Here is a 26,346-nt window from a genome sequence, read left to right on the forward strand (position 1 = left end):
TAGACCTCGCGCGCCGCCGGGGGAAGGGGGAGCGCTCCCCGTCCCCTGAGGAATACCCCACAGGGGTATCGGGTGTCGCGGGTATGAGCACCCACGAGGAGCACGCCCACGCGGTACACGGCGCGACCGGGGGACAGGCCGCGAGTGCCACGCTGCACTGCCTCACCGGCTGCGCCATCGGCGAGGTGCTGGGGATGGTCGTCGGCACGGCTGCGGGCCTGTCCACCGGCGCCACGGTCGTCCTGTCCGTCGCGCTCGCGTTCGTCTTCGGCTACGCCCTGACCCTCACGCCGATCCTGCGGGCCGGGGTGGCCCTCGGCGCCGCGCTCGGGCTCACCGTCGCCGCCGACACGGTCTCCATCGCGGTCATGGAGATCGTCGACAACCTCGTGATGGTCGCCGTGCCCGGGGCGATGGAGGCCGGCCTCGCGTCCGTGCTCTTCTGGGGGAGCCTGGCCTTCTCGCTGGCCGTGGCCTTCGTCGTCACCGTGCCGGTCAACCGCTGGCTCATCGCGCGGGGACGGGGACACGCCGTCGTCCACGGGATGCACTGACGCGCCGCTCGCCCGCGGGCGCACGCCCCGGATGTGCCGAGCGTGCCCCGGACCCCCTGCGGTACCCTGAGCGCGTGCCGAAGTACCTGCTCCTTGCCTAGCCGCGCCGGCCACCCGGCCCGCGCGGCGACCCCTCCTGTGCGAGGGGTTTTTTCATGGCCGCAGGACGTACCGACGACGAGGACGAGATGAGCGAGACTCCGCACCGCTACACCGCCGAGCTGGCCGGGCAGATCGAGGTCGCCTGGCAGGACCGCTGGGCCGAGCGCGGCACGTACCACGCGCCGAACCCGGCCGGGCCGTGGGCCGACCCCGAGGGCGTCGCCGCGCACCCCGAGGGGCACCTCCTCGTCCTCGACATGTTCCCGTACCCGAGCGGGGCCGGCCTGCACGTCGGCCACCCGCTGGGCTACATCGCCACCGACGTCTACGCCCGCTACAACCGGATGCTCGGCAAGAACGTGCTGCACTGCCTCGGCTACGACGCCTTCGGGCTGCCCGCCGAGCAGTACGCGGTGCAGACCGGCCAGCACCCGCGCAAGACCACCGAGGACAACATCGTCATCATGGCGCGCCAGCTGCGCCGCCTCGGGCTGGGCCACGACGACCGGCGCTCGATCCGCACGATCGACCCGGACTACTACCGCTGGACCCAGTGGATCTTCCTGCAGATCTTCAACTCCTGGTACGACGCCGACGCCCCACGCCCCGACGGCGGCACCGGCCGCGCGCGGCCCATCGAGGAGCTCGTCGAGGAGTACCGCAGCGGCTCCCGACCCCTGCCGAACGACGACGGCCGCGGCTGGGACGACCTGTCCGACGTCGAGCGCGCCGGCATCCTCGACGCCCAGCGCCTCGCCTACACCTCCGAGGCGCCGGTCAACTGGTGCCCGGGCCTCGGCACCGTGCTCTCCAACGAGGAGGTCACCAACGACGGCCGCTCCGAGCGGGGCAACTTCCCGGTCTTCAAGCGCAACCTGCGCCAGTGGATGATGCGCATCACCTCCTACGCCGACCGGCTCGCCGACGACCTGGACCGCGTCGACTGGCCCGAGAAGGTCCGCATCATGCAGCGGAACTGGATCGGGCGCAGCCAGGGTGCGCGCGTTGCGTTCCCCGTCGTGGGTGCCGAGGACGCCTCCGGCATCGAGGTCTTCACGACCCGCCCGGACACCCTCTTCGGGGCGACCTTCATGGTGCTCGCACCCGAGCACCCGCTCGTCGACACGCTCGTCCCTGCCGGGGAGTGGCCCGAGGGCACGAAGGACGCCTGGACCGGTGGCGCCGCGACCCCCGCCGAGGCCGTCGCCGCGTACCGCCGCGCCGCCTCGCGCAAGAGCGACGTCGAGCGCCAGAGCGAGGGCAAGGACAAGACCGGTGTCTTCACCGGCGGCTGGGCGACCAACCCGGTCACCGGGACCCGCGTCCCCGTGTTCGTCGCCGACTACGTGCTCATGGGCTACGGCACCGGGGCGATCATGGCCGTGCCCGGCCAGGACGAGCGGGACTGGGACTTCGCGACGGTCTTCGACCTGCCGAAGATCCGCACCGTACAGCCCGACGAGGGCCACGACCTCGACACCGCCTTCACCGGCCAGGGCCCGGCCATCAACTCGAGCAACGCCGAGCTGAGCCTCGACGGCCTGGGCGTCGCCGAGGCCAAGGCGCGGATGACGCAGTGGCTGCAGGAGAGGGGGATCGGCGAGGCGACCATCACCTACAAGCTGCGCGACTGGCTCTTCAGCCGCCAGCGCTACTGGGGCGAGCCCTTCCCGGTGCTCTTCGACGAGGACGGCGTCGCGCACGCCGTGCCCGAGTCGATGCTGCCCGTCGAGCTGCCCGAGGTGCCGGACTACAGCCCGAAGACCTACGACCCCGACGACGCGAGCAGCGAGCCCGAGCCGCCGCTGTCGCGCGTGGACGAGTGGGTGCACGTCGAGCTCGACCTCGGCGACGGCCGCGGCCCGCGCCGCTTCCGCCGCGAGACGAACACGATGCCCAACTGGGCCGGCTCGTGCTGGTACTACCTGCGCTACCTGGACCCGGCGAACGCCGCCGCGCTGGTCGACCCCGAGAACGAGTCGTACTGGATGGGCCCGCGCGACGAGCCGGTCGCCGGCGCGGCCGCCGGCACGCGGGACCCCGGTGGCGTCGACCTCTACGTCGGCGGTGTCGAGCACGCCGTGCTGCACCTGCTCTACGCCCGGTTCTGGCACAAGGTGCTCCACGACCTGGGGCACCTCAGCTCCGACGAGCCGTTCCGCACGTACTTCAGCCAGGGCTACATCCAGGCCGCCGCCTACCGCGACGACCGCGGCCAGCCGGTCGAGGCCAAGGAGGTCGAGGAGGCCGAGGACGGCAGCTTCACCTGGCAGGGGCAGCCGGTCACCCGCGAGTTCGGCAAGATCGGCAAGTCGCTGAAGAACATGGTCAGCCCGGACGAGATGTACGCCGCGTTCGGCGCCGACACCTTCCGGCTGTACGAGATGGGTCTCGGCCCGCTCGAGCAGAGCAAGCCGTGGGACACGCGTGCCGTCGTCGGCAGCCAGCGCTTCCTGCAGCGGTTGTGGCGCAACGTCATCGACGAGGAGAGCGGCGAGGTCGTGGTCGTCGACGCGCCGCTGGACGACGCCACCACCCGCGTCCTGCACCGCACCATCGACGCCGTCCGCACCGACTACGCAGGCCTGGGCTTCAACACCGCGATCGCTCGGCTCACCGAGCTGAACAACGCGCTGACCAAGCTGGAGGGCGGGGTGCCGCGCTCGGCGGCGGAGCAGATCGTCCTCATGGTCGCGCCGCTGGCGCCGCACATCGCCGAGGAGCTGTGGAGCCGTCTGGGACACGAGGACTCGGTCGTCCACGCCGACTTCCCCGTGGCCGACCCGACCCTCCTCGTCGACGCGACCGTCACGTGTGTCGTGCAGGTCAAGGGCAAGGTCAAGGACCGCCTCGAGGTGCCGAGCGACATCACCGAGGACGCCTTGCGCGAGCTGGCGCTGGCCAGCCCGAAGGTGCAGGCGTCCCTCGAGAACGGTGTGCGCACGGTCATCGTGCGGGCGCCCAAGCTCGTCAACGTCGTCCCGGCCTGACGCCGGCGCCCCACCACCCGAAGGGAGCGCCGGCCGTGGTCGACACGATCTTCTCCGGCGGACCGGTGTTCACGGGCGGGGCCGGGCGGGCGCGCCCCACGGCGGTGGCCGTCGACGCCGGCCGGGTCGTGGCGGTCGGGCACGACGAGGTGCTCGACCTGGCCGGCCCGCGGACCGAACGGGTCGACCTCACGGGCCGGATGCTCGTCCCGGGCTTCCAGGACGCGCACGTCCACCCGGTGTGGGCGGGCGTCGACATGCTGCGCTGCGACCTGTCGGAGCTGCACACGGCCGAGCAGTACCTCGAGCGCATCGCGGCGTACGCGCGCGAGCACCCCGACGAGGAGTGGGTGCTCGGTGGCGGGTGGGCGATGACCGCCTTCCCCGGCGGAGCGCCGACCGCCGCCGCGCTCGACGCCGTCGTGGGGGACCGCCCGGTGTTCCTGCCCAACCGCGACGTCCACGGCGCGTGGGTCAGCTCGGCGGCGCTGCGGCGCGCCGGCATCGACCGCGACACCCCGAACCCGCGTGACGGGCGCATCGAACGGGACGCCGACGGCCGGCCCACGGGCACCCTGCACGAGGGCGCGATGCGGCTCGTCGCCGACCTCGTGCCGCCGACCACCGACGAGCAGCGCCTCGCAGGCCTCCTGCGCGCGCAGGCCCACCTGCACTCGCTCGGCGTGACGGCCTGGCAGGACGCCATCGTCGGCGACTACGGCGATGGCGGGAACCCGGCTGCGGCGTACCGTGCGGCCGACGAGGCGGGGCTGCTCACGGCGCGCGTCGTCGGGGCGCTGTGGTGGGACCGCGACGCCGGGCTCGAGCAGGTCCCCGACCTGATCGCGCGGCGGGAGGCGTTGTCCACGAGCAGGTTCCGTGCGACGAGCATCAAGGTCATGCAGGACGGTGTGGCCGAGAACTTCACGGCCGCGATGCTCGAGCCCTACTGCGACGGGCACGGCCACCGCACCGACAACTCGGGCATCTCGTTCGTGCCCGTGGACGTGCTCGGGCCTGCCGCGCAGCAGCTCGACGCCGCCGGGTTCCAGCTGCACTTCCACGCCATCGGCGACCGGGCGGTGCGCGAGTGCCTCGACGCCGTCGAGGGGGCGCTGCGCGCGAACGGCCGGCGCGACAGCCGCCACCACCTCGCCCACCTGCAGGTCGTGCACCCCGACGACGTCCACCGCTTCCGCGAGCTCGGGGTGGTCGCCAACCTCCAGGCTTTCTGGGCCGCTCTCGAGCCGCAGATGGTCGACCTCACCCTGCCGTTCCTCGGCGAGCCCCGCGGCTCGTGGCAGTACCCTTTCGGCGACCTCCACCGCTCCGGCGCCACGCTCGCGATGGGGTCGGACTGGTCGGTCTCGACGGCCGACCCGCTCGCGGCGATCCACGTCGCGGTCACCCGGCAGATCCCCGAGGCGCACCGCGAGGGCGAGCCCGAGCACCCGGTGTTCCTGCCCGGGCAGCGGCTCGACCTCGCCACGGCACTCACCGCGTACACCGCCGGCTCGGCCCACGTGAACCGGCTCGACGACACGGGGACCATCAAGGTCGGCGCGCCGGCCGACCTCGTCGTCCTCGACCGCGACCCGTTCGACGGCGCGCCCGAGGAGATCGCCGACACCCGGGTGCTCCAGACCGTCGTCGACGGCCGGCGCATCTTCGCTGCGGACGACGCCTGAGGGCATCCGTCTCGGGTGGTGGACCCCGGATGACGCCCGTCGCCGCCGCTTGTCACACTCGTCGGCGTAGGTCATGAGTGCCAGTGACAAGCCCCGGCTCGCTGGCCGGCAACCCTCCTCCGCGGTGGGGTGCCCCGGGTGACGACCTGGTCGGCGCCGCCGTGGCGTCGGCAAGCGCGGGATCCCGGGACGCACTCCGAGGGTCCTCCGGCCCTCCGGGAGCACCGATGTCCACGCACCACGCGTCCGCCACGACCACCACCCAGACCCTGACCCGCCGCCTGCCGGCCGTGGTCCACCCCGACCCCGTGCCGCTCGTCACCGGCGAGCTCGTCGAGTACGCCCCGCTCGACCACGCCGCGTCCACCCCGGCGCTGGAGGCGGTGGTGCGGGCGGTCGACACCGTCACCCGGACGTACTCCAGCGTCCACCGCGGCACGGGATGGCTCTCGCGCGTCACGAGCGCGCACTACGAGGCCGCGCGCGAGGAGGTCGCCCGCTTCGTCGGCGCCCGGGCGGACGACGTCGTGGTCTTCACGCGCGCGACGACGGATGCGACGAACTTGCTGGCCCGCGCCCTGCCGGACGGCACGCCGGTCGTCGTCTTCGCCTCCGAGCACCACGCCTCGTTGCTGCCGTGGCCGGCCGAGCGCACGCACCGGCTCCCCGTCCCGGCCTCACCCGCCGAGGCCCTCGGCCGCCTCGAGTCCACGCTCTCCGGCCTGGCGGACGGGCCGGCGCCGCTCGTCGTCGTCACCGGGGCCTCCAACGTCACCGGCGAGCTGTGGCCGGTCGAGCAGGTCGTGGCCGTCGCCCGCCGGTACGGCGCCCGCGTCCTGCTCGACGCCGCCCAGCTGGTGGCGCACCGGCGGGTCGACCTCGCGGCCCTCGACGCCGACTGGGTCGCCTTCTCGGGCCACAAGCTGCACGCGCCGTTCGGTGCCGGAGCGCTGGTCGGTCGCCGAGACTGGCTCGACGCCGCCGACCCCTACCTCGCCGGCGGTGGCGCGAGTGCCGCTGTCTCCGAGGCCAGCACGACTTGGACCACCGGCGCGGCGCGCCACGAGGGCGGCAGCCCGAACGTCCTCGGTGCGGTCGCCCTCGCCGCCGCCTGCGCCACCGTCCGGCGGCACCGCGGGGCGCTCGAGGCCCACGAGGAGCGGCTCACCCGGCGTCTCGTCGAGGGGCTGCGGGCCGTCCCGGGCGTGCGCACCCACTCGGTCTTCGGCGACGACCACGACCGGGTCCCCGTCGTCGCCTTCACGGTCGACGGCCTCGACAGCGGCCTCGTCGCCGCCGCCCTCAGCGCCGAGCACGGCATCGGGGTGCGCGCCGGGAAGTTCTGCGCGCACCTGCTCGTCGATGCCCTGCTGGCTCGCGACCCCAAGCGCCCGCACGCGACCGCCGTGCGGGCGAGCGCCGGCCTGGCGACCACCGACGAGCACGTCGAGCGCCTGCTCGCCGCGGTGGCCGACCTCGCCGCCCACGGCCCGCGCGTCGCGTACCGCCGGGACGAGACCCACGGATGGGTGCCGGTCGAGGACGCCCGCGCCGCCGACGTGCCGCTGCCCTGGTGAGCGGTGCGCCCCCTCAGTCCTTGACGAGGTGCAGGGCGCGGCGGGGGCAGGCCAGCGCCGCCTCGCGCGCCAGACCCAGCTCGTCGTCGCGCACCGGACCGAGCACGACGGGGTAGCCCCACTCGTCGAGGACGATCCGCTCGGGGAGCAGCTCGGCGCACAGCCCGCGGGCCCGGCACTCGGGCCAGTCGACCCGCAGGGTCCCGGCGGGGGCGCCGCCGACCCGCTCGCTCGCGGCGCTCACGCGACCACCGCCGGGACGCGCACGCCGCACCGGCACGCGCCGGTGAGGTGGTCCTCGACGTGATCGGGGAGCGCGGTGAGCATCGAGCCGACGAGCCGGGCCGTGCCGTCCGGGTGGGCGCAGGCGCCGCGTCCGGTCACGAGCCCGGTCAGCTCGCGGATCCGGGGCCGGGTGTCGACGCGGCGGGCCAGCCCGTCCGTCGCGCGGGCCAGGGCCGGCAGGCCGTTGCGGCACGGACCGCAGCGACCCGCCGACTCGACGGCGAGGAACTCGGTCCACGCGGCGGTGTGCCCGACGGGGCACGAGCCGTCCGCGAGCGAGACCAGGGCGCCCGCCCCGAGCGACGCCCCGAGGGAGCGCAGGTGCGGCTGGGACCACGCCAGGTCGCGCAGCGCCGAGGGGTGCACCCACGTGCCGTGGAACCCGCCGACGAGCAGCGGGGCGGCGAGCGCGTCGGCATCGAGGACGTCGCGTGCGCGGCTGCCGTGCTCGACCTCGACGACGCCCGCGAGGGCGATGCGGCCGTCCGGCCCCGGCGGCCGGGTGACGGTGAGCAGCATCGTGCCGGGCTCGTCGGGCGTGCCGAGGCGCGCGTAGGCGGCTCCGCCGACGTGGACCAGGGCGCCGAGGTGCGCCCAGGACTCGGCGTTGGAGAGGAGGGTCGGGCGGCCGCGGTGGCCGTCGACGGCCTCGGGCGACCACGCGGTGACCGGGAGGCCGGGGCGGCCGTCCATCAGCTCGAGCACGGCCCGGGCCTGCCCGGCGACGAACCGGCCCTCGGCCTCGTGGGTGCTCCAGCGCAGCCCGTCCCCGCGCCGCTCGGCGAGGGCCTGCGCCACGGCGCGGCCCACGAGCGGGCGGTCGGCGGAGGTCACGACGTGCACATCTCGGGCGCCGAGGGCGCGGGCGGCGACCTCCGCACCGTCGAGCACGAGGTGGGGCGCCACGCTCACGAGGGCCTCGTCCTTCGCGCTCACCGGCTCGCCCTCGGCGGCGTTGACGACGACCACCGGTCGGCGCGACGGCAACCGGCCACGGCCCCGGGCGACGGTCCGCAGCTTGCGGGCCAGCGGGAAGCCGGCGCCCCCGCGACCCCGGACGGCCGCGGACTCGACGAGGTCCACGAGGTGGGCCAGGTCCGGGGTCGGCAGGGGACCGAAGCGGGCGCGGTGGGCGGCGAGCGACGGCCCGTCGTCGACGCCGGAGAGCAGCAGCGGGCCGCGGCGCACCTCGAGACGGGCAGGGGGCAGGACCGACCTCATCGGGAACCCCGTCCGAGCAGCACGCGGTCGGCGGTGCACGCCCGTTCGATGCGCTCGTGCCCGCGCTCCCGGCGTCGGCCGACGAGCACCGCGACCAGGCGCGAGACCACCGCGACGGCGACCAGCCCGACGCACACCGCCGTCACGACCACCGACCAGTGCGCTCCCGCGTCCGTGCCGATGCCCAGGCCGTGCACGACACCGAGGACCCAGGCCGCGTACGTGGTCAGGTGGACGACGAACCAGGCCCGGTGGGGGAGGCGCGAGCGGGCGAGCGAGGTGGCGACGACGACGAGGGTGAGGTCGAGGGCGAGCGTCCCGAGGCCCAGCCACAGCGGCTCGTAGTCGGAGCCCACCGGGACGAACGCCTGCCACCACTTGATGTCGACGTACTCGTCGACGACCGCGACGAGGGCGTGGAGCAGCAGGAGCAGGACCGAGACCGCGGACAGGCCGCGGTGCAGGCCCTGGGTCACGAACCGGGGCCACCAGGGGCGGACCCCGCGCCCGGTGGCGAGGACACCGAGCACGACGGTCAGGGTGAACACGGCGACGAGGGCGACGCCGCTCCCGCGGTTGAGGTACCAGAGCAGGGGTGAGGTCATGCGGTCTCGGTCTCCTCGAGGTCGGCGGCGTCCCAGGCGGGGGTCGTCGCGATGGTTCCGTCGTGGCCGACGAGGCGCGCCGCGACGTCGTGCGCCTGCAGCCACCCGAGCGCGTCGGTCCCCAGCACGACGGCGGCGGTGGACGCGGTGTTGGCGGCTGCGGCGGTGTGGCCCAGGGCGGTGACGGTGCGCCACGGGCCCGACGCCGGTGTGCCGGAACGAGGGTCGACGAGGTGGTGCCACTGCCGCCCGCCGCGTCGCCAGCGGCGGGCGGAGGTGCTCGACGTGGCCAGGCCACCGGCACCGACGACCACCGTCACGCCGGACTCGCCGTCGAGCTCGGTGAGGTTGTGCCCCAGCCGGACCCGGTGCGACGGCACGGTCGAGCCATCCGGCCCGGTGATGCGCAGGTCGCCCCCGACGTCGACGAGCACGGGCACGCCCAGCTCCTCGACGACGGCGAGGGCCGCGAGGTCGGCGGCGAACGCCTTGCCCGTGGCGCCCAGGTCGAGGGCCGCGCCGACGGGTACGCACACCGTCGACCCGTGGACGGCGACGTCGCGCCACGACCCGGTCGGCACCGGAAGTGCTGCGGGAGAAGGATCCTCGCTCGGGACCAGCGAAAAGGTGCGGTCGTAGCCCGCGGCCGTCAGGACGGAGCCGAGCGTGGGGTCGACCAGCCCCGCGGTCTCGTCGGCGGCCTCCAGGGCCACGCGCACCGCCGCGACGAGCACGGGGTCGACGAGGACGGGATGGCCGGCGCCCGCGTTGGCGATCGACAGGTCGCTGTCGGGGCGGAACCGGCTGCAGGTGGCATCGACGTCGTCGAGCACCTCGGCGACCAGCGCGACGACCGCGTCCAGAGCGGCCGGCGTCGTCCGGACGTCGACGTAGGTGGCGAGCGCACGCCACGACGCGGCGCCGTGGTGCGGGTGCAGCACGACGTCCTGCGGGAGCACCGCCGTGGTCATGACCCGGTGCTCGGGGGCGGCGGAGGAGGGGGCGGGGGAGCGGGTGCCGCCACCGACCCGCCGCCGGAGGAGCCGGACGAACCTCCGGACGAACCCGACGAGCCTCCCGACGAGCCGGACGAGCCGCCGCCCACTCGGGCAGAGCCCGACGCGGAGGCGCGCACGACGACCTTCGGCCCGACGACGGTCCGCGTCTTGCGTGCCTTGGTGACGACGGCCGGGTGCGCCTTGGCCCAGGCGAGGAGCTGCTCGTGGTACGCCTTGGCCGCCGTCGCGTCCGCGGCGGCCTTGGCCCGGGCCTTGGCGGCATCGGCCGTGGCGGTCTCGTGCGCGGCGGCGGCGGTCGCGGCCCCGGTGGCGGCGACGGCCGCCGTCGCGAGGGCGCCGCTGAGCACCGTGAGGAGGACGCGCGAGCGGTCGCGCTGTCCTCGGCTGAGCAGGGGGTCCACCGGTGTCTCCTCCGGGCAGGGGCTGGGCTGACCCGTCCAGCGTGGCGCCGGGCCGCGCAAGGGCGGGTCATCGTCGCGTTAAGGGTTCGTCATGCCGGGGCCCGGCCTGAGCCGTTTAACCCAGCCTTATCGGTCCGACGACCCACGCTTGACGTGCGCGACCCCACGATGGGCGCCCCTGCACCCCGGAGGTCCCCGTGTCCCTCGCGACGACCATCGCCACCGGCACCCTCGCCGGCGGCCTGCTCGCCGTCGGCGTCTACGCCGTCACCGCCCCGCCCGACCAGTCCGCCGTCCGGCAGCCGGTCGCGCCCACGTACGCGCCGGTCCCCACCCCGACCGTCACGCACCTCGCCGGGTGCACCGCCCCGGCACGGCTCGAGCACGGTGTCTGCGTGACACACAAGCCGGGCCCGACGGTGACCCTCCCGGCGACCTCCCGGGCCGCGTCCGGCACGACGACGAGCGCCGGGCGCACGGCCCGGCCCGCGGCGCCGACCACCGGACCCGCCGTCGCCGACGACCGTGAGGACGACCACTGCGACGACCAGGACGACGAGGACACCGGTGACGACGGCGGGGAGCACGAGGACGACTGAGGCTCCGGCTGCGGCCTCTCCTCGGAGGTCAGTCGGGGTCGACGGCCGGCAGGTCCACGCGGACGCGCAGGCCGCCGAGGTCCGAACGCCCCAGCTGCACACCGCCCCCGGCCTGCTCGGCCAGGCGGTGCACGATCGCCAGCCCCAGCCCCGTCGAGCCCCGCGCGCTGTGCCCACGCCCGCGCCACGGCAGGTCCATCCCGGGCCCCGCGTCCTCGACCGTGAGCACCGCCCCCGCGTCGCTGCGCGCGACGCCGACGACGACGTCAGCACTCTCGGGCGTGTGCGCGAACACGTTGTCCAGCACCGTGTCCAGCAGCTCGGCCAGGTCCTCCTCGGACAGCCGGACCGGCGGCGCCGAGTCGTCGCCGGTGAACCGCAGCACGCGGTCCTGGTCCTCGGCGAGGGGGCGCCAGAACGCCACGCGCGCGGCGGCGACCACCGACGGCGCGGCCCCGGTGGTCAGCTCGGTGGCGACCGTGCGGCGGGCTTCGCGCACCACGTCGTCGATGCTGCGCTGAAGGTGGTCGACGTGCTCGCGCAGCCGGTCGGCCACCTCCGGGTCGGCGACGAGCTCGGTGTCGAGGCGCAGGGCCGTCACGGGGGTGCGCAGGCGGTGCCCGAGGTCGGCGACCGTCTCGCGCTCGGCCTCGACCAGCCCGTGGATGCGGTCGGCCAGCGCGTTGAGCGCCCGGCCCAGCTCGGCGGTCTCGGGCGGCCCACCGGGCACCGCGCGCGCGGAGGCATCGCCCTCCCGCAGGCGGTGCGCGACCTCGGCGACCTCCGTCACGGGGATGCTCACGCGGCGCCCGAGGCTCCACGCGGCGCCCACCGAGGCCCCGACGAGCGCGAGCCCCAGCAGCCCGATGGTCAGCCACGCCGACGGCACACCGGCGCGCAGCTCGTCGGTCGAGACGGTGGCCACGACGACGTCGATGCCGCTGCCGGTCGCGACCGGCACGAGGGCGTCCAGGCCCCCGTCGCGCCGGGCCGTGAAGGCCTCCTTGTCGGTGCGGGCCCGGTCGACGGCGGTGAGGGTGGCGGGGTCCAGGGCGCGTCCGTCGCCCAGCAGGGTCCCGTCGGGCTCGACGACGGCGACCTCCGGCCCTTCCGCGGACAGGTCGGTGACGGTGCGGTCGAGGGTGGCGCGGTCGGTGAGCGTCGCGGTGAACCGGGCCACGCTCTGGGCCTGGTCCCGTGCGCGGGTGGTGGCGCGGTCGGCAGCGAGGTTGGCCACCAGGAAGCACAGCGGCACGACGAAGGCGACGACGACGGCCGAGGTGGTCGCGGCGACGAGCCAGGCGATGCGGCGGGTCATCCGCCGGGGGCGGGGTCGGTGCCCGCGGCCGGCGGGGCCACGAGGCGCACGCCGACGCCCCGGACGCTGTGGAGGTACACGGGATGAGCCGCGCTCTCGCCGAGCTTGCGCCGCAGCCACGACAGGTGGACGTCGACGGTGCGCTCGCCGCCGCCGTAGGGCTGGTTCCAGACCTCCGCGAGCAGGTCGCGCTTCGTGACGACCTCGCCCGCGTGCTGCGCGAGGTGGGCGAGCAGGTCGAACTCGCGCCGGGTCAGCTCGAGGGGCGCGCCGCGCAGGCTGGCCTCGCGCGAGACCGGGTCGACCACGAGCTCGCCGACGGTCAGCGGCTCGGCGGGGCCGTCGGACCCGGTGCGGCGCAGGACGGCTCGCATCCGGGCCTCGAGCTGGGCGGTGCCGAAGGGCTTGACCACGTAGTCGTCGGCGCCTGCGTCGAGGGCGCGGACCACGGACGGGTCGTCGTCGCGCGCCGTCACGACGATGACGGGGACGTCGCGCACGGCGCGCAGCATCGTCAGGACGCTGTGGCCGTCGACGTCCGGCAGGCCGAGGTCGAGCAGCACGAGGTCGGGGGCGTCGTCGACGGCCAGCCGCAGGCCGTCCATCCCCGTGCGGGCACTCGAGACCGCGTGCCCCCGGTCGGTGAGGGAGCGGACGAGCGAGGACCGGATCGCGGGGTCGTCCTCGATGACCAGCACGTGTGCCACAGTGGGCACGCTAGAGCAGGGAAGGGGTGAGCCGCGTGGACGCGCCCCGTCGCGCGCTCGTCGGGATGGTCGTGGCGTGGGTCGCCGTGGTCCTCGTCGTCGGTGGGCTGGCGTTCGTCGTCGTCTCCCGGGCCGGCAGCCAGGTGGGGCAGGCCTCGGCGCTGCGCACCGTCGCCGACGCCCCGGCCGGTGCCGGCTCCACGACACCCCGGCCCGCACCGTCCTCCTCCCGGCCGACCCCGACCGACACGGCCTCCAGCACGCCCGAGGACGAACCGGAAGTCCGGACACGGTCGTTCACCTCGCGCGGCGGAACGGTGGTGGCCTCGTGCACCGGGTCGCAGGTGCGCGCCGAGTCCATCACGGTGCGCGACGGCTGGCGCTTCGCCGACGAGCGCGAGCCCGACAAGCTCGAGATCCACTTCTCCCGCACCGATGCTCCCGCGCGCGAGGAGGTCGAGGGCGACGACGACGCCGGCGAGGTCGAGATCCGTGTCGGATGCGTCGACGGCGTGCCCACGAGGTACGCCGACGAGTGACGAGCCGGGTTCGTCCCGGGCCACTAGCCTGCGGGGGTGAGCACCGCCCTCGTCACCGACTCCACGGCGTACCTCCCGGCCGGGGCCCTCGACGGCCTGCCGGTCCACGTCGTCCCGCTGCACGTCGTCATCGGCGGCCGCGAGCACCGCGAGGGCCTCGACGTCGGGGCCGGCGAGGTCGCCACCGCGCTGCGCTCCTTCACCCCGGTCTCGACCTCGCGCCCGGCGCCCGCAGCGTTCCTCGAGGCCTACGAGGAGGCGGCGCGGGCCGGCGCCGACAGCGTGGTCTCGGTCCACATCTCCGGTGAGCTGTCGAGCACCGTCGGCGGCGCCGAGCTCGCCGCGGGGCAGTCGCCGGTGCCGGTGACCGTCGTGGACTCGCGCGCCCTCGGCATGGTGATGGGGCACGCCGTGCTCGCCGGGGCGACGGCAGCCCGGGACGGCGCCTCGGCCGAGGACGTGACGCGCCTCGTCCGGGACACCTGCGCCGGCGCCACCGTCGTCTTCTACGTCGACACCCTCGAGTACCTGCGCCGCGGCGGGCGCATCGGGCGGGCCGGCGCGCTGCTCGGGTCGGCGCTGTCCATCAAGCCGATCCTCGGCCTGCGCGACGGGCAGATCGTGCCGCTCGAGCGGGTCCGCACCTCGAGCCGGGCCATCGCGCGCCTCGAGGAGCTGGCCGTCGAGGCGGCCGAGGCGGCTCTCGCGGGCGGCGCCCCCGGTGTCGACCTCGCCGTGCACCACCTCGACTCCGCGGAGCGGGCCGAGCGGCTCGCCGAGCGGCTGGGCAGCCGGCTGCCGGGGTCGCCCGTCGGGGTCGTCGAGCTCGGGGCGGTCGTCGGGGCGCACGTCGGCCCGGGCACGCTCGCGGTGGCCGTCGTGCCGAGGCCGGCCGGCTGAGCGCGATGGTCCTCCTCGTCGGCGAGCTGGTCGTCCTGGCCGTCCTCGCCTTCCTGCTCGGCGGGGTGAACCCGGCGACGCTCGTGGCGCGCGGGCTCGGGCGCGACCTGCGCTCGGCGGGGTCGGGCAACCCGGGGGCGACGAACGCCGGGCGGGTGCTGGGCCGCAAGTGGGGCGTGCTCGTGCTGGCGCTCGACGTGCTCAAGGCGTGGCTGCCGACCGTGCTCGTGCTCCGGTCCATCGGGACGCTCGGAGCCGTCGTGGTGGGGCTGGCTGTCGTGCTGGGGCACGTCTGGAGCCCGTTCCTGCGGGGGCGCGGCGGCAAGGGCGTGGCCTGCGCGCTGGGCGCCATCCTCGCGATCGTGCCGTGGGTGGCGCTGGGCGCGCTCGTGCTGTTCGGGGTGGCGCTGGCGCTGGTCCGCTACATCGGGGAGGCCTCGGTCGTCGTCACGCTGGGGCTCGTCGTCGTCGGGGTGCTGGGGCTGGTCGGGGTGGTGGGGTACGTCGAGCCGCTGGTCGGCGGCTGGCTCGTCGTCCTGGCCCTGCTCGTGCTGTACCGCCACCGGCGCAACGTCGTCGCCTGGTGGGGGCGCCGGCGCGGGTGAGGGTCCCGTCGTCCACAGGGGCGGTGGGGCGCGGGCGTCGTCCACAGATGTCCGCGGGGGCGGTCACGGGGGGGCTCGTGGTGCCTAGCGTCGGGGGATGCGCGACCGACCCGACCCGCACGCCCTCTCACCCAGGGCGCGGGCGCGGCTGCGGCAGAACCGTGGTCGGGGGGACCGGCCCGGATGGGTGCCGCGGTCGCCCTCGTCGGTGGACGTGCCGGTCGAGGTGGAGGAGGACCTACCCGTCGAGGTCGCGGCGGACGTCGGCGGCGGGGCCGGTATGGGTGTCGGCGGTCGACGTCCGGGCAGGGTGCGCCTGCCCGTGTCCCTCGCGACGGCGCGCTGGCAGCCGGGGCGGGCCGCGGTGCTGGGGGTCGCGCTGGTCACCGTGCTCGCGGTGCTCGTGCTGGGGCTGCGGGTGGCCTGGGCCCGCTCGGACGACGGCGACGTCGTGGCGCCCGGCGGGGGTGCCCGCGCCGGTCCGACCGGCCTGTCCGCGGGGGCGGTGGGCGTGGGGGTGCCGACCACGGGGCCGTCGGCGTCGGCCGGCACGTCCGCGTCCCCCACCGCGTCGGCGTCGGGGGCAGGCGCCGTCCTCGTGGTGCACGTCGTCGGCCGGGTCCGCCACCCCGGTGTGCTCCGGCTGCCGTCGGGCTCGCGGGTCACCGACGCCGTCGAGGCGGCCGGTGGAGCCACCCGCGGCGCGGACCTCTCCGGGCTGAACCTCGCCCGCGTGCTCGTCGACGGCGAGCAGGTCCGGGTGCCGGCGCCGGGGGAGGTGGTCGCCGGTCCCGGGCCGCCCTCCGGCGGGACCCCGGCCGGTGGTGGCGGGTCCGGCGGAGGTGGTGGCTCCGCTCCGGGCGGACCGGTGTCGCTGAACACCGCCGACGCCTCCGCCCTCGACGCGCTGCCCGGCATCGGCCCGGTCCTGGCGCAGCGGATCGTCGACTGGCGCACCGAGCACGGGCGGTTCACCAGCGTCGACGAGCTCGCCGAGGTGTCGGGCATCGGCGAGAAGCTGCTGGCGCAGCTGCGACCGCTGGTCGTGCCATGAGCGTGAGGTCGGACGCGCCGCGCCCGGACCTGCGCCTGCTCGGGCCGGCCCTCGTCGCGTGGGCGGTGGCCGCGGCGACCCTCGGCGCCGGATGGGCGCTGCGGCTGGTCGCGGTGTCGGCCGTCGCCGTTGTCGCGGGCGCACTCGTGGTCCTGGGGCGGCGGCCCTCGTCCCGTGTCGCGGCGTGGCGTGGTCCGGCCCTGCTCGTCGCCGTTCTCGTCGTGCTCCTGCAGGGGGCGGCGGTCGGCCACGGCGCCCTGCGCGAGCGGGGCGGGGTCCACGGGCTCGCGGCCGACCGGGCCGCGGTCGTCGCCGAGGTCGTCCTGACCGGCGACCCGCTACCCGTGACCTCGCGCGACGGCGAGGCGCGGGTGCTGCGCGAGGGCACGGTGCGGGTGCTCACCGGGCGCGGCCGGACCCGCAGCACCGACGCCCCCGTGCTGCTGATCGGCGGCAGCGAGCTCGCGGCTCCCCGATGGCGCTCGACCGTCGTCGTCCGGGGACGGCTGGGCCCGCTCGACCCCGCTGACGACCGCGTCGCCGCGCTGACGGTGAGCGGTCCGGTCCGGGTGGTGGAGCCACCCGGTGCCGTCGCACAGGGCGCCGAGCGGCTGCGAGCGGGGCTGCGAGCGGCGGTCGACCACGCCCCGGCCGATCCGCGCGGCCTGCTGCCCGGCCTCGTCATCGGCGACACCAGCCGCACGCCGCCGGACCTCACCGAGGCCATGCTCGCGACGGGGATGACCCACCTCACCGCTGTGTCCGGAGCAAACGTCAGCATGAGGGGTGTTGTAGGAGTCCGACAGGCTCTCGTGGGGGCCGCGGCGATCATCGCCGTGATGGTGCCGGCGCCGCAAGGGAGCGCCACGGAAGGCTCGCCGCGCTGGGACAAGCCGGTCCTCACGGTGCACGTCGCGGACGAGGCGGCGTGGTCCGGCACCGACGTCGAGGCCAGCCTCGCGCAGTGGCGCCCAGTCTTCGCGATGGTCCTCACCACGGACGCGGATGCCGACATCGTCCTCGACGGCCCGGTCGACTCCGGCGCCTCGCCGAGTAGCGACATCGGCGCCACGGCCACGACCGAGACCGAGGGTTCGACGATCATGGGCTGCCGGATCGGTCTCGCGTCGAGCCTGCGCGGCGAGGACGTCTCCGGAGTCCTCACCCACGAGCTCGGGCACTGCCTCGGGCTCGGGCATTCCGTCGACGGACCCTCGGTCATGTTCTGGACCGAGCTCGGCGGCTCCGACCTCTCACCGACGGTGACCGCCGTCGACCTCAGTGCGGTCCGGTCTCTCTACCGCTGATCGCAGGTTCAGGGCGGCGGGGCCGCGTTGGGCCGTTCGGACCACCGCTTGAACACCATCACGAAGACGCGCTGGCCGTCGATGACCGACCATGCGCCGACGCCGTACTCGGACTCCTGCCAGCCGGCGGCGAGCAGCTCCTCCCGCCACGTGGCGGCGTCGCCGTCGCCCTCGTACCACCGGAAGGACTCGTAGACCCAGCCGCCGCGCTCCTCGCTCACCCGCGGCACGGTACGCCCAGGGCATGACGAAACCGCCCCCACCGGTCTCGCGCAGGGGTGCGCTACCGGTGGGGGCGGTGGCCTGGGGGGCGTCAGGCGGAGCGGCGGATGCCGAGGAGGAGGCAGCGGGTGCCGGTCTCCTCCGAGATCGTGCCGCTCGAGGGGAGCGACGTCTGCCCGGTCATCGAGTAACCACGCACCGTCTGGCTCAGGACGGTCGTGGTGAGCCCTGGCAGCCGGATGTGGTTGGCGATCTTCGCGAACTGCGGCACCGTCGTCGGCGCCGCGGTCTGCACGTACAGCGCGGCGAGCCAGTACAGGCCCGGCGTGGGGGTCCAGGCGGTGAAGGTGGTGATCCGGTTGCCGGTCGATGTCAGCGCCGGTGAGGCCGCCGAGCGGATCGGGCCACCGGCGAGGACGGGTAGCCCGGTGTCCGGGTCGGAGCCGTAGACCCCCAGGGTGAGCGCGACCGTGCCGCCGGACTGGGCCGTCGTGACCTGCGCCACGAGCGCGTCCCAGGAGCCGCCCTCGAGGATGACCGGGACCATCCCGATGTCGCCGGAGGTCTGCACGCTGTTGGCGCTCGAGACGTAGTTGAACGGCGTGATCATCGATCCGACCGCCGTCGGCATGACGACGCTGGTCCGGTCGGTGACGATCCGGGCCTCGGCGCCCGAGGAGTCCCTCGAGGCCCACGACCCGTCCGGCTTCGGGTAGAGCAGCCGCTGCCCGGCCGGCGGGTTGGACGGGGACGACAGCTCGACCGAGCGGAGGCCCAGCTGACGGATGCCCATCAGCCGACGACGACGACCCGGTACTGCGCGGCGGTCGGCGCGCCGCCCCAGTCGACGGTCACCTGCCCGCCGGAGGTGCCGGCCTTCGTGACGTCGGGGAAGACCTTCGTGGTGCCCTCCCACACCTCGACCTGGACGTCGGTGCCGAGGCCGTGGGTGAAGGTCTGCGGGTTGGTCGTGGCGACGCAGTCGAACCCCATCCGGCGGGCGACGACCGAGGTGTCGACGCTGACGGTGTCGGCGCCGACGACGATGCCCGTGCCGGCGCCGACATCGAACGTCGACCCGGACAGCGTCATGCCCGCACCGGCGATGTACGACGCTCCGACGCCCGTCTGCAGGAACGTGATCGTCGTCGTGCCGAGGGTGTCGGTGTCGTCGTTGGTGATCAGGAAGAGCTTGTCGGCGTCGGTGCCGCGCTGCACCGCGACTACCGCGCCGGAGAGCTCGGTGATCGAGTCGGCGTCGGCCGAGCGGGTCGCGGCGACCGCGGCGCCGTTCCAGTCGTAGATGCCGTTCTGGGAGCCGGTGGTCTGCCCGCGCGCGATGAACCGCATGCCGGTGCTCATGGTCACGCCGTCGACCGTGGCTCCGGGCGCGGAGAGGTTGATGTTGCTCGAGGACGCGACGACGACGTCGTCCTTCGGCGAGCGCGCGTTGATGAGGGCCCGGACCTGCTGCAGGGTCGTCAGGTCCGTGGGCTGGGTGCCGTCGGCGGCGTTCTGCGCGCGCTTGCCCGCGAGGTCGATGCCGTTGGTGAACTTCTGAGGCATGAGCTGCTCCTAGGAGAGGTACGCCTTGCCCGACTCGGGCGAGGGCCAGGTGATGGTGAGGGTGTTGGCGTCGACGTAGAAGACGTCCGCGATGACGGGCCGGCCGGGCTCGGAGTCGCCGATCGTGACGACCTGCGGGAAGGTGCCCAGGTTGTGGGTGACCGTCCACTGCGCCGCCGGCGCGGTCTGGGTGTGGAGGTAGCGGGTGCCGCCTGCGGGCCCGCCGACCGTGACGCGCGGCGCGGTGTGCACATCGACGAACCGGCCGGGTGCGGTGACGTCGACGACGGCGGGGGTGGACGGCGCGCTGACGTCGACGTAACCGCCAGGGGTGAGGGTCGGCACGTCAGGCCTCGGTCCAGAAGCCGCGGGCCCAGACCAGTCCGCCGACGGTCAGCTCGACGACGTGCTCGTCGGTGGCCAGGAGCGCATCGACGTCGGTCGACGGCACGGCCCAGGTGGCGACGTTGCCCGCGACGACCGCGGTCCACGGAGCGACGTCGGCCGCGGCGAACTCGAGCACCGGTGGCGACGTCCAGTCCTCGGGTTGGCGAGTCGGGTCGCCCTCGGGCTTGTCGAACTGGCGCATGACGGTGGTGAAGGGGTCTCCCGGAACGAGCTCGACGGTGAGGTCGTCGGGGGTGCGGCCGAGCCGGATCGTCGCCACGAGGCGCCTCCTACGGTGCGGGGGTGGGCATGTTGGCCTTAAGCGCCTCGTCGATGGCGCGGGCCTCGGCGACGTCGTCGAAGTAGGCCCACGAGGCGTGCTCGAACCAGCGGGCGCCCATGCGGACGGCCTCGTTGCACGCGGCCCGCGCGACCTCGACGGTGGGCTTGACCGTGCCGGCGGCGGTGCCGGGGGCGAGGGTGGCCTGGAAGGCGATGGGACGGCCGAGGTCGGCGCGCTTGTGCATCCAGGCGTAGAGGCTGGTCGCGGTCTCGAGGCTGTCGGCGGCTGGGGTGTAGTCGCCTGCGCCCCAGCCGTAGTGGACGAACACGACGTGCTCGCCGTACCGGGCGTCCCAGGCGTTGGCCAGCGGCAGGCCGTCGGCCCACGTGCCCTTCTGCCCGCCCTCGACGGGGTAGGTGAGCTGGGTGTGCAGCGGCACCTCGACGGCGGTGGTGGGGAACGCGGCGACCGTCGCGGCGAGCGCCGCCTCCTGGGAGGCGATGACCTTGTCCTTGGTCAGCCCGGCGGCGAAGAGCGCCGCCCCGGCCGCCGTGCCGCCGACGATCCACGGCTCGTCGTAGATCAGCGACGTGCCGAACTGGTTGACCGACGCGACGCGCGGGTGGCCGTCGTACCGGGCGCCGAGGGCCGCCACGAACCGGGCGTAGGCCGCCCGGTAGCGGTCGGTCCAGTACTGGCCGACGGTGGCGGTGATGCCGTCCTTCGCGTTGCTCACGGACACCCTGCCGGCGGCCGCCTTGAGCCACTCCGGGGCGAACTGCCCGCCCTGCACGTGGACGCGCACGACCAGCTGCGGGTCGGACTCGAGCAGGGAGTCGATGAACTTCCAGGCGTAGGTGCCCTCGGTGGGCTCGAGGTCGGACCAGCGAACCTTGAGCCACTGCTGGTTGACGCCGCGGCGCTTCCGGTCGGCCTCGGTCGTGCCGTACAGCCCGCCGTAGTTGCGCTTGAGCGGGGCCGGCGCCGGCGGGGGCGGCTCGACGGGCGGGGGCGGCTCGACCGGAGGAGGCTCCTCGACGACGAGCGCGTCGGCCGCCTTGTAGAGCAGCGAGGCGTTCGACAGCATCGATGCCGCGCTGGACTTCACCCGGGTCGCGTACTTGAGCAGGGCGTCCCGCTCGGCCGCGGACGTCATCGGACCGGGGTGCCGCGGAAGCGGCGGCCGATGAGGGGGAGGGTGACCGCGAGGGCGGCGCCGACACACTGGGCAGCCAGCGCCGTGTGCTGGCCCTGCTTGGTGAGGGCCAGCCAGTCGACGAGCCGGAGGGCGCGCTCCACGACGTCAGTCCTCGCCGTGGCGGGGGTCGTAAGGGACAGCCGCGAGCGGCTCGGGCTCGGAGTCGATGTTCGGGGTGCGGAACACGGCGGCACCGGTGAGGATGCACGCCGCGCCGATGCCGACCCACTCCGGTCCGGTGATGGCCGAGCCGCCGGGCGAGCCGTCCTGCACGGCGGCGACGAGGGCGACGACGCCGGGGGTGACGAACCCGACGACGGCCTTGAGGTAGGGCTTGATGTGGTCCATGGGGTTCTCCTCAGAACTTGCCGGTGTTGAGCTTCCGCTGGAGCGCCTTGACGGCGTCCGACGGGGCGGAGAGGTAGCCATCGGCGGAGACGCCGAGGTACCGCTGGAGCGCGCGGAGCGTGCTCGTGGATCCGGTGCGCGGGTAGCGGCCGGACTCGTTGGACGCGATGCCCTTGCCGTCGACGACGAGGCGGGCACCCTTCTTGTTGAGGTGCCGCTGCACCGCGGCGACGAGCTCGGAGCGGGGGTAGGAGATGACACCGTCAGCGCTCGTGCCCATCGCCCGCTGCCAGGCCTTGATCGTCTTCGGGCCGAGCCAGCCGTCGACGGCCACCCTCCCAGCGGCCGGGGCGGCCGGGGGCTTCGGCGCGGGGACGGGGGCGCTGGAGCCGCCGCCGGCGACGACCTTGGACCAGTCGGCGCGGCCGAGGCCGACGACGTACTTGCTGTCGCGGTGCATCCGGACGAGCCGGTCGCCGTAGTTCCCCTCGAGGGTGTAGACGGTGCCGTCGCCGTTGACCCGCTCGACGAGCCCGACGTGGTCGATGAAGGCGGTGTCGCCCTTCCGGCCGCCCCAGTCGTAGAAGATCATGTCGCCCGGCTGGGCGCCGGCGAGACCGTAGGTCCAGGTCCCCTCGTTGCGGAGGAGAAAGTCCTGCGCGGCCCACACGGTGTAGGCCCGCCCGCGGACGATGCGGCCGACGCCGGTCCAGAACGCCCACGTGACGGTCATCTGGCACCACGGGCCGCGCCCGATGCGCTCGACCTCGTCGTTGTACCACTGGACGATCCGGTTGTTGTTCGACCCGGGCGGGGTCTCGCCGAGGCCGATCTCGGAGCGCATCCGGTCGAGGACGGCCTTGACGGCCTGGGCGCGGGTCATCGGTCGCCCTCCTCGTCGAGGAACGACAGGTCGTCGTCGGCGAAGAGGTTCGGGTCCTGTGGGACGTCGGCCTCGGGGGTGACGCCGTCGACGATCGGCGTCTGGTTCGGCCACGGGGTGGCGGGCTGGTCGGACATGGGGGTTCTCCTCACGGGCATGACGAAGGCCCCGCCGGGCAGCGGGGTCGGGAGGGAAGGGCTCAGTCCTTCTCGGCTGTGGGCGTGGTGAAGTCCGACGGCGACAGCAGGTGCCGCAGACGTGCCGGGATCGGCGGGGCGGGCGGCACGGTCCCGGCGAGGACGCCGTCCCAGATGAGGCGCAGGTAGTCGACGAGCCCGAGCACGTCGGCCTCGAGCCGCTCGTTCTGCTCGCGCGCGACGGTCGCCTCGTAGCGTGCGCTCTTCGCCTCCTGCACGGCCTCCTCGGAGTTGGCCCGGGCGGCGGCTGCGTCGGCCTTCGCGTCGGTGGCGATGGCGCGGTGCTCGGCCAAGGCGGCGACGAGGGCCTCGAGGCCGACGTTGGCCTCGGTGGACTTCTGCTGGTTGCGCGCTTGGATGCGCACACCGGCGAGGGTGAGGAGCCCGACGAGGACGCTCCCGACGACTCCGACAGCGGCGAGGGAGAGGGGGCTGTTCACCTCTCGCCCCCAGTGCCTCGCAGGGCGTGCGTCAGGTCGCTCACGGTGGTGTCCTGCGTCTCGCTCTCGGTGGCGACGAAGAACACGAACGCGACCATGAGCGCCTGCTGCGCGACGAGCAGGTAGGCCCGGTCGTAGCCGGGGGCGCCGCCGGGGGAGAGGTAGGCGACCCACGACGTGATGTAGGACGCGGCGCGCAGGCCGGGCATGAGGATGAGCGCGCCGATGGCGGCCGGGCGCAGCGGCTTCCAGAACGCGGCAGCCGCGGCGAGGGCGCCGCTAGTGACCCACGCGGTGACGGTGATGGCGTCTGGGATGGCGGTGTGCCAGGCGGAGTCGACGGGGATGCGCTGGCCGGGGATGCCGAGGCCGAGAACGATCCAGACGGCGGCCATGAGCAGCAGCCCGTGGCCCTTGCGGTCAGGTCGTGCGCGGGTGGCGAGTCGTCGCAGGGTCACGCTCGGGCCTCCTTCGGTAGTTCGGTGATGGCCGGTTCGAGCGGCGTAGTCCAGCCCGTCCCGGTGAGCCACACGTTGCTTCCCGGCAGGAGGGCCGCGGCAGGAGCGAGCGGTGCGCAGCTGCGGCCAAAGAAGAGGTCGGCGTGGGTCAAGGCCCCGGAGACGCCGACGGCGATGCCAGCGCGCGCGTACGTCTCGTCGGCGGTGGCCTGCACGGCGGCCAGCTGCGCCTGCGGGCAGGAGTACCGGACTCGGACCCGGTCGGCCAGGACGTCAACGCCGGCGACGCCATACGGGGCGTGTCCGCCGTCGTCGAGGACGGTCCACCCCGTCTCCTTGGTGCCGCGGACGACGCACGCGATGAAGGTCTCAGGGGCGCAGTCGCGCACGGTCACGACCCGGTGAGCTTGAAGCGGAGGAACGTGATGCCTGACCCGGGCACCGTGTCGAGGGCGCCGCCGCTGTTCTGGCGGGCGAAGATCTCGATGTAGTCGCCGGCGGCGAGCGCGATCTCGACGGGCGTGATGGCGACCGACGTCGACCCGGACCCGACGGCGCTCTGCTGGTTGAGGGTGATCAAGGTCCCGCTCGAGGAGGATCCGCCCGCGTTGAGGCGGATCTGCGCGTCGCGCTGTCCGGTGCCGCTGGTCGCGAACTGGACCTGGGCCGCGATCTCGTACTTCCCGGCCGTGCGGACGATGAGCCGGGAGTTGTTCGTGGCCGTGTCGTGCGACGGGGTGTCGCCCGACTGCACGATGTCGTAGACCTCGCTGTTGAAGCCGATCAGTCCCCACACGGTGTGCGAGAGGGTCTGCGGTGCAGAGGGGAAGACGGAGCAGCGGGGGGTGAGGGCCCAGAAGTCGCTGGCGGTCTTCATCTGGTTCAGCTTCGCGGCGTTGGGGATCTCCCCGTCGGCGAAGGTGGGGAACGTCGGGATGGTGCCCATGCAGGTCGCTCCTCAGTGCGCGATTCGGTGGGTGGTGCCGATCTGGCCGTGCACCGGGTCGCCGATGATCCAGACGTCGGCGTAGGGGTTGGGAGGGGCGTCGACCTCCCAGAGCAGGTCGCTGCTGGAGTAGGTCTCGGTGATGCCCAGGACGGTGCCGGCGTCCGTCGGCCGGGGCGCCTGGGTGGGCAGGCCGGTCCAGGCGATGCCCTTGCCGATGTCGGCGGCGAGCAGGGCGGCCGTCTGGGCGTCGTCGAGCTGGTTGAGCCGCACCCGGACCCCCTCGGCGGCGCGCTGCGGCGTGGAGCGGGTGTTGATGATCCAGTCGAGGAGCCCGGCGAGGTCGGCGTCGGTGACGAAGGGTCCCTCGACGGAGTCGGTTCGCCAGCCGTACTCGTCGGCGGAGGTCGAGTTGATGACGCGCTGGGTGGTGCCGTTGGGCCGGGTGCCGGTGATGTCGTTGATGACGTCGCGCGGGTCGACGGGGTAGGAGAGGCTGTCGCCCAGGCGGTTGGCCTCGCCGTCGGAGGGCCCCGGGATGGTGAAGACCGGCGCCTGGTTGTAGAGGCTGGCGCGGGCGACGAGGACGAGGTTGCCGTTGCCGGCGACGTGGAGGATGCCGTCCTCGACGACCGCGACGGCGTCGAGGCAGTCGGTCAGGCCCTTGCCTTCGGTGTCGAGGTGCCCCATCTGGGAGGTGGCGCCGGTGGCGTCGATGGCGGGGAACGGGGTTCCGGCCCAGCGGTTGTACCGGTCGAGGCGGGCCGCGGTGGTCTCGCCCTGGAAGCCGGTGAGCGCGGCGGCGGCGATGTCGTAGAGAGCGGCGTCGGCCAGCGGGGCGCCGAAAGCCGCGACGTTGGCGATGGTGCCGGTGAAGGTGGCCGCGTTGGCGCTGCCGCCGATGCTCAGGGAGCGACTGGCGCCCTGCGGGCCGACCGCGGAGGCGTTGCTGGCGCTGACGGGTGCGAGCTGGTCGACGACGAGGGACAGGGTGCCGGTGTTGTCCCAGCGGGCGGCGATGACGTGGGGGAGGCCGTCGTTGACCGCGGCGGCCGAGGTGACGCTGAGCTGGAAGGCCGGGAAGTAGGGGTTGTTCGTGGAGGCGACGACCTTGCCGGCGGCGTCGAGGGACAGGATCACCTTGGGCATGTAGCGGTCGTTGAGGGAGGCGATGGCGGCCGGGGTGCTCGAGGTGGTGCGGATGGTCGCGACGAGCGTGGCGCCCGCGGGGAAGTACGGGTCGATCTCGGTGGCGAGGTCGCCGGTGACGTACCGGCCGCCGGAGAAGGTGGTGCCGTGGGCGTCGGAGGCGGCGGTGACGACCGCGTCGGAGTCGGCCGGCGCGGTGCCGGTGCCGACGAGGGCGGCGGGCAGGCCATTGGTGACGGCGTCGGAGAGGTCGCCGCCGACGAGCCGGAAGAGGGACACGGGGCCGCGGGAAAGGATCTCCTGCCCGGGGACGTCGATGAACTTGCGGAACACCGGCCCCTGCCAGGCGAGCTCGTCGGTGGCGGTGATGGTGGTGACTGAGCGCCCGATGACGGGGAAGTCGATGCGGGGTGTGGCGATGCGGCCGGTGAAGCGATAGGAGATGGGCGGCGGGTCGGTGGTGAACGGGCCGAGGCCGGGGGTGTACTCCTCGCTCGCGGAGGCACCGGGGGCGCCGGTCCAGCGGATGAGCTTGCCGCCGGCTCCGGCGCTGTCGCCGTCGAAGTAGCTGCCGTCTCCGACCATGACGGAACGGATGACGGTGCCGGGGGTGGCGGTGAACGTCGCGATGCCGCCGGTCACGCTGCCGGTGGCGGTGGTGCCGTCCCCGAGCGCGAGCGTGACGGTGGTGCCGTCGGGTGCGGCGACCGCCAGCGAGTGCGGGGACGACAGGATGACGCCGGGCATCGCGAGCCTCCTCGTCAGGTCCGGGGCGGGCACGACGAAGCGCCCCCACGG

General features: G+C 74.5%; 32 protein-coding genes and 1 riboswitch. Of the genes, 10 read left to right on the top strand and 22 right to left on the bottom strand.

The genetic code is table 11. The features are described from left to right. Positions 1-83 precede the first annotated feature (83 nt). The 4 genes from ACQZ2A_RS01950 (at position 84) to ACQZ2A_RS01965 (ending at position 6,911) form a co-directional block, all read left to right on the top strand. Positions 84-554 (top strand): DUF4396 domain-containing protein, encoded by a 471-nt coding sequence (locus ACQZ2A_RS01950; protein WP_430206812.1) that lies wholly within the window; start codon positions 84-86, stop codon positions 552-554. A 188-nt stretch (positions 555-742) separates the two neighbouring features. Continuing rightward, the gene (gene leuS, locus ACQZ2A_RS01955) at positions 743-3,646 is read left to right on the top strand and encodes a leucine--tRNA ligase (protein WP_430207076.1); all 2,904 of its coding nucleotides are present in this window, start codon (positions 743-745) and stop codon (positions 3,644-3,646) included. A gap of 35 nt (positions 3,647-3,681) precedes the next feature. Then, entirely contained in the window at positions 3,682-5,334 is a 1,653-nt protein-coding gene (locus tag ACQZ2A_RS01960) for an amidohydrolase (protein ID WP_430206813.1), read from the top strand. Between the two features lie 69 nt (positions 5,335-5,403). Beyond that, positions 5,404-5,517: riboswitch (SAM riboswitch) on the top strand. A gap of 44 nt (positions 5,518-5,561) precedes the next feature. After that, positions 5,562-6,911: an aminotransferase class V-fold PLP-dependent enzyme gene (locus ACQZ2A_RS01965; protein ID WP_430206814.1), complete on the top strand. Its 1,350-nt coding sequence runs from the start codon at positions 5,562-5,564 to the stop codon at positions 6,909-6,911. Between the two features lie 13 nt (positions 6,912-6,924). Here ACQZ2A_RS01965 and ACQZ2A_RS01970 read toward each other — a convergent pair whose 3' ends face one another. The 5 genes from ACQZ2A_RS01970 to ACQZ2A_RS01990 are packed head-to-tail and all read right to left on the bottom strand — an operon-like array spanning position 6,925 to position 10,442. Next, positions 6,925-7,155 (bottom strand): ferredoxin, encoded by a 231-nt coding sequence (locus tag ACQZ2A_RS01970; RefSeq protein WP_430206815.1) that lies wholly within the window; start codon positions 7,153-7,155, stop codon positions 6,925-6,927. Further along, positions 7,152-8,417 (bottom strand): NADH-ubiquinone oxidoreductase-F iron-sulfur binding region domain-containing protein, encoded by a 1,266-nt coding sequence (locus ACQZ2A_RS01975; RefSeq protein WP_430206816.1) that lies wholly within the window; start codon positions 8,415-8,417, stop codon positions 7,152-7,154. The genes ACQZ2A_RS01970 and ACQZ2A_RS01975 overlap by 4 nt, the downstream gene beginning before the upstream one ends. Beyond that, complete coding sequence (locus ACQZ2A_RS01980; RefSeq protein ID WP_430206817.1) at positions 8,414-9,022, bottom strand: ferric reductase-like transmembrane domain-containing protein; 609 nt, start codon at positions 9,020-9,022, stop codon at positions 8,414-8,416. Before ACQZ2A_RS01980 ends, ACQZ2A_RS01975 begins: the two co-directional genes overlap by 4 nt. Beyond that, positions 9,019-9,993: an FAD:protein FMN transferase gene (locus ACQZ2A_RS01985; RefSeq protein WP_430206818.1), complete on the bottom strand. Its 975-nt coding sequence runs from the start codon at positions 9,991-9,993 to the stop codon at positions 9,019-9,021. The genes ACQZ2A_RS01980 and ACQZ2A_RS01985 overlap by 4 nt, the downstream gene beginning before the upstream one ends. After that, the gene (locus tag ACQZ2A_RS01990; RefSeq protein WP_430206819.1) at positions 9,990-10,442 is read right to left on the bottom strand and encodes a hypothetical protein; all 453 of its coding nucleotides are present in this window, start codon (positions 10,440-10,442) and stop codon (positions 9,990-9,992) included. The genes ACQZ2A_RS01985 and ACQZ2A_RS01990 overlap by 4 nt, the downstream gene beginning before the upstream one ends. Positions 10,443-10,639: 197 nt before the next feature. Between ACQZ2A_RS01990 and ACQZ2A_RS01995 the strand changes: the two genes are divergently transcribed. Next, entirely contained in the window at positions 10,640-11,041 is a 402-nt protein-coding gene (locus ACQZ2A_RS01995) for a hypothetical protein (RefSeq protein WP_430206820.1), read from the top strand. Positions 11,042-11,069: 28 nt separating this feature from the next. Here ACQZ2A_RS01995 and ACQZ2A_RS02000 read toward each other — a convergent pair whose 3' ends face one another. Continuing rightward, a complete protein-coding gene (locus ACQZ2A_RS02000; protein WP_430206821.1) occupies positions 11,070-12,359 on the bottom strand; it encodes an ATP-binding protein in 1,290 nt (429 codons plus the stop codon). Beyond that, positions 12,356-13,066, bottom strand: a complete 711-nt coding sequence (locus ACQZ2A_RS02005) for a response regulator transcription factor (RefSeq protein WP_430206822.1) — start codon at positions 13,064-13,066, stop codon at positions 12,356-12,358. Before ACQZ2A_RS02005 ends, ACQZ2A_RS02000 begins: the two co-directional genes overlap by 4 nt. Before the next feature lie 26 nt (positions 13,067-13,092). Here ACQZ2A_RS02005 and ACQZ2A_RS02010 point away from each other — a divergent pair, with 26 nt between their 5' ends. The 5 genes from ACQZ2A_RS02010 to ACQZ2A_RS02030 all read left to right on the top strand — a co-directional run bounded on the left by ACQZ2A_RS02010 (position 13,093) and on the right by ACQZ2A_RS02030 (position 17,471). Next, complete coding sequence (locus ACQZ2A_RS02010; protein WP_430206823.1) at positions 13,093-13,605, top strand: hypothetical protein; 513 nt, start codon at positions 13,093-13,095, stop codon at positions 13,603-13,605. 36 nt (positions 13,606-13,641) lie between these two features. Continuing rightward, positions 13,642-14,505, top strand: a complete 864-nt coding sequence (locus ACQZ2A_RS02015) for a DegV family protein (RefSeq protein ID WP_430206824.1) — start codon at positions 13,642-13,644, stop codon at positions 14,503-14,505. 5 nt (positions 14,506-14,510) lie between these two features. Continuing rightward, a complete protein-coding gene (locus tag ACQZ2A_RS02020; RefSeq protein ID WP_430206825.1) occupies positions 14,511-15,110 on the top strand; it encodes a glycerol-3-phosphate acyltransferase in 600 nt (199 codons plus the stop codon). 97 nt (positions 15,111-15,207) lie between these two features. After that, a complete protein-coding gene (locus ACQZ2A_RS02025; protein WP_430206826.1) occupies positions 15,208-16,164 on the top strand; it encodes a helix-hairpin-helix domain-containing protein in 957 nt (318 codons plus the stop codon). Then, positions 16,161-17,471 (top strand): ComEC/Rec2 family competence protein, encoded by a 1,311-nt coding sequence (locus ACQZ2A_RS02030; protein ID WP_430206827.1) that lies wholly within the window; start codon positions 16,161-16,163, stop codon positions 17,469-17,471. Before ACQZ2A_RS02025 ends, ACQZ2A_RS02030 begins: the two co-directional genes overlap by 4 nt. 8 nt (positions 17,472-17,479) lie before the next feature. On the opposite strand, the gene ACQZ2A_RS02035 is transcribed toward ACQZ2A_RS02030, so the two are convergent. From ACQZ2A_RS02035 to ACQZ2A_RS02105, 15 genes are all read right to left on the bottom strand, one after another. Then, positions 17,480-17,692 (bottom strand): hypothetical protein, encoded by a 213-nt coding sequence (locus ACQZ2A_RS02035; RefSeq protein WP_430206828.1) that lies wholly within the window; start codon positions 17,690-17,692, stop codon positions 17,480-17,482. A 92-nt stretch (positions 17,693-17,784) separates the two neighbouring features. Further along, positions 17,785-18,486 carry a hypothetical protein gene (locus tag ACQZ2A_RS02040; protein WP_430206829.1) on the bottom strand — a complete coding sequence of 234 codons (702 nt, stop codon included), beginning with the start codon at positions 18,484-18,486 and terminating at the stop codon, positions 17,785-17,787. After that, a complete protein-coding gene (locus ACQZ2A_RS02045; RefSeq protein ID WP_430206830.1) occupies positions 18,486-19,259 on the bottom strand; it encodes a hypothetical protein in 774 nt (257 codons plus the stop codon). Before ACQZ2A_RS02045 ends, ACQZ2A_RS02040 begins: the two co-directional genes overlap by 1 nt. Before the next feature lie 9 nt (positions 19,260-19,268). Continuing rightward, positions 19,269-19,604, bottom strand: a complete 336-nt coding sequence (locus ACQZ2A_RS02050) for a hypothetical protein (RefSeq protein WP_430206831.1) — start codon at positions 19,602-19,604, stop codon at positions 19,269-19,271. Position 19,605: 1 nt separating this feature from the next. Then, positions 19,606-19,926, bottom strand: a complete 321-nt coding sequence (locus ACQZ2A_RS02055; RefSeq protein ID WP_430206832.1) for a hypothetical protein — start codon at positions 19,924-19,926, stop codon at positions 19,606-19,608. 10 nt (positions 19,927-19,936) lie between these two features. Beyond that, positions 19,937-21,085, bottom strand: a complete 1,149-nt coding sequence (locus tag ACQZ2A_RS02060) for a beta-galactosidase (protein WP_430206833.1) — start codon at positions 21,083-21,085, stop codon at positions 19,937-19,939. Then, complete coding sequence (locus ACQZ2A_RS02065; RefSeq protein ID WP_430206834.1) at positions 21,082-21,228, bottom strand: hypothetical protein; 147 nt, start codon at positions 21,226-21,228, stop codon at positions 21,082-21,084. The genes ACQZ2A_RS02060 and ACQZ2A_RS02065 overlap by 4 nt, the downstream gene beginning before the upstream one ends. A 4-nt stretch (positions 21,229-21,232) precedes the next feature. Beyond that, a complete protein-coding gene (locus ACQZ2A_RS02070; RefSeq protein WP_430206835.1) occupies positions 21,233-21,475 on the bottom strand; it encodes a hypothetical protein in 243 nt (80 codons plus the stop codon). 10 nt (positions 21,476-21,485) lie between these two features. Beyond that, the gene (locus ACQZ2A_RS02075; protein ID WP_430206836.1) at positions 21,486-22,358 is read right to left on the bottom strand and encodes a CHAP domain-containing protein; all 873 of its coding nucleotides are present in this window, start codon (positions 22,356-22,358) and stop codon (positions 21,486-21,488) included. Continuing rightward, on the bottom strand, positions 22,355-22,495 hold the full coding sequence (locus tag ACQZ2A_RS02080) for a hypothetical protein (protein ID WP_430206837.1): 141 nt from the start codon (positions 22,493-22,495) through the stop codon (positions 22,355-22,357). The genes ACQZ2A_RS02075 and ACQZ2A_RS02080 overlap by 4 nt, the downstream gene beginning before the upstream one ends. Positions 22,496-22,557: 62 nt before the next feature. Continuing rightward, positions 22,558-22,995, bottom strand: coding sequence for a hypothetical protein (locus ACQZ2A_RS02085; RefSeq protein WP_430206838.1), 438 nt, complete (start codon positions 22,993-22,995; stop codon positions 22,558-22,560). Next, positions 22,992-23,453 carry a hypothetical protein gene (locus ACQZ2A_RS02090; RefSeq protein ID WP_430206839.1) on the bottom strand — a complete coding sequence of 154 codons (462 nt, stop codon included), beginning with the start codon at positions 23,451-23,453 and terminating at the stop codon, positions 22,992-22,994. The genes ACQZ2A_RS02085 and ACQZ2A_RS02090 overlap by 4 nt, the downstream gene beginning before the upstream one ends. Then, the gene (locus ACQZ2A_RS02095; protein ID WP_430206840.1) at positions 23,450-23,848 is read right to left on the bottom strand and encodes a hypothetical protein; all 399 of its coding nucleotides are present in this window, start codon (positions 23,846-23,848) and stop codon (positions 23,450-23,452) included. Before ACQZ2A_RS02095 ends, ACQZ2A_RS02090 begins: the two co-directional genes overlap by 4 nt. Next, positions 23,845-24,399, bottom strand: a complete 555-nt coding sequence (locus ACQZ2A_RS02100; protein ID WP_430206841.1) for a hypothetical protein — start codon at positions 24,397-24,399, stop codon at positions 23,845-23,847. Before ACQZ2A_RS02100 ends, ACQZ2A_RS02095 begins: the two co-directional genes overlap by 4 nt. Positions 24,400-24,411: 12 nt before the next feature. Next, positions 24,412-26,295, bottom strand: coding sequence for a hypothetical protein (locus ACQZ2A_RS02105; RefSeq protein ID WP_430206842.1), 1,884 nt, complete (start codon positions 26,293-26,295; stop codon positions 24,412-24,414). Positions 26,296-26,346: the final 51 nt, after the last annotated feature.

The organism is Phycicoccus avicenniae (assembly GCF_050496545.1).
GTDB classification, from domain to species: domain Bacteria; phylum Actinomycetota; class Actinomycetes; order Actinomycetales; family Dermatophilaceae; genus Phycicoccus; species Phycicoccus avicenniae_A.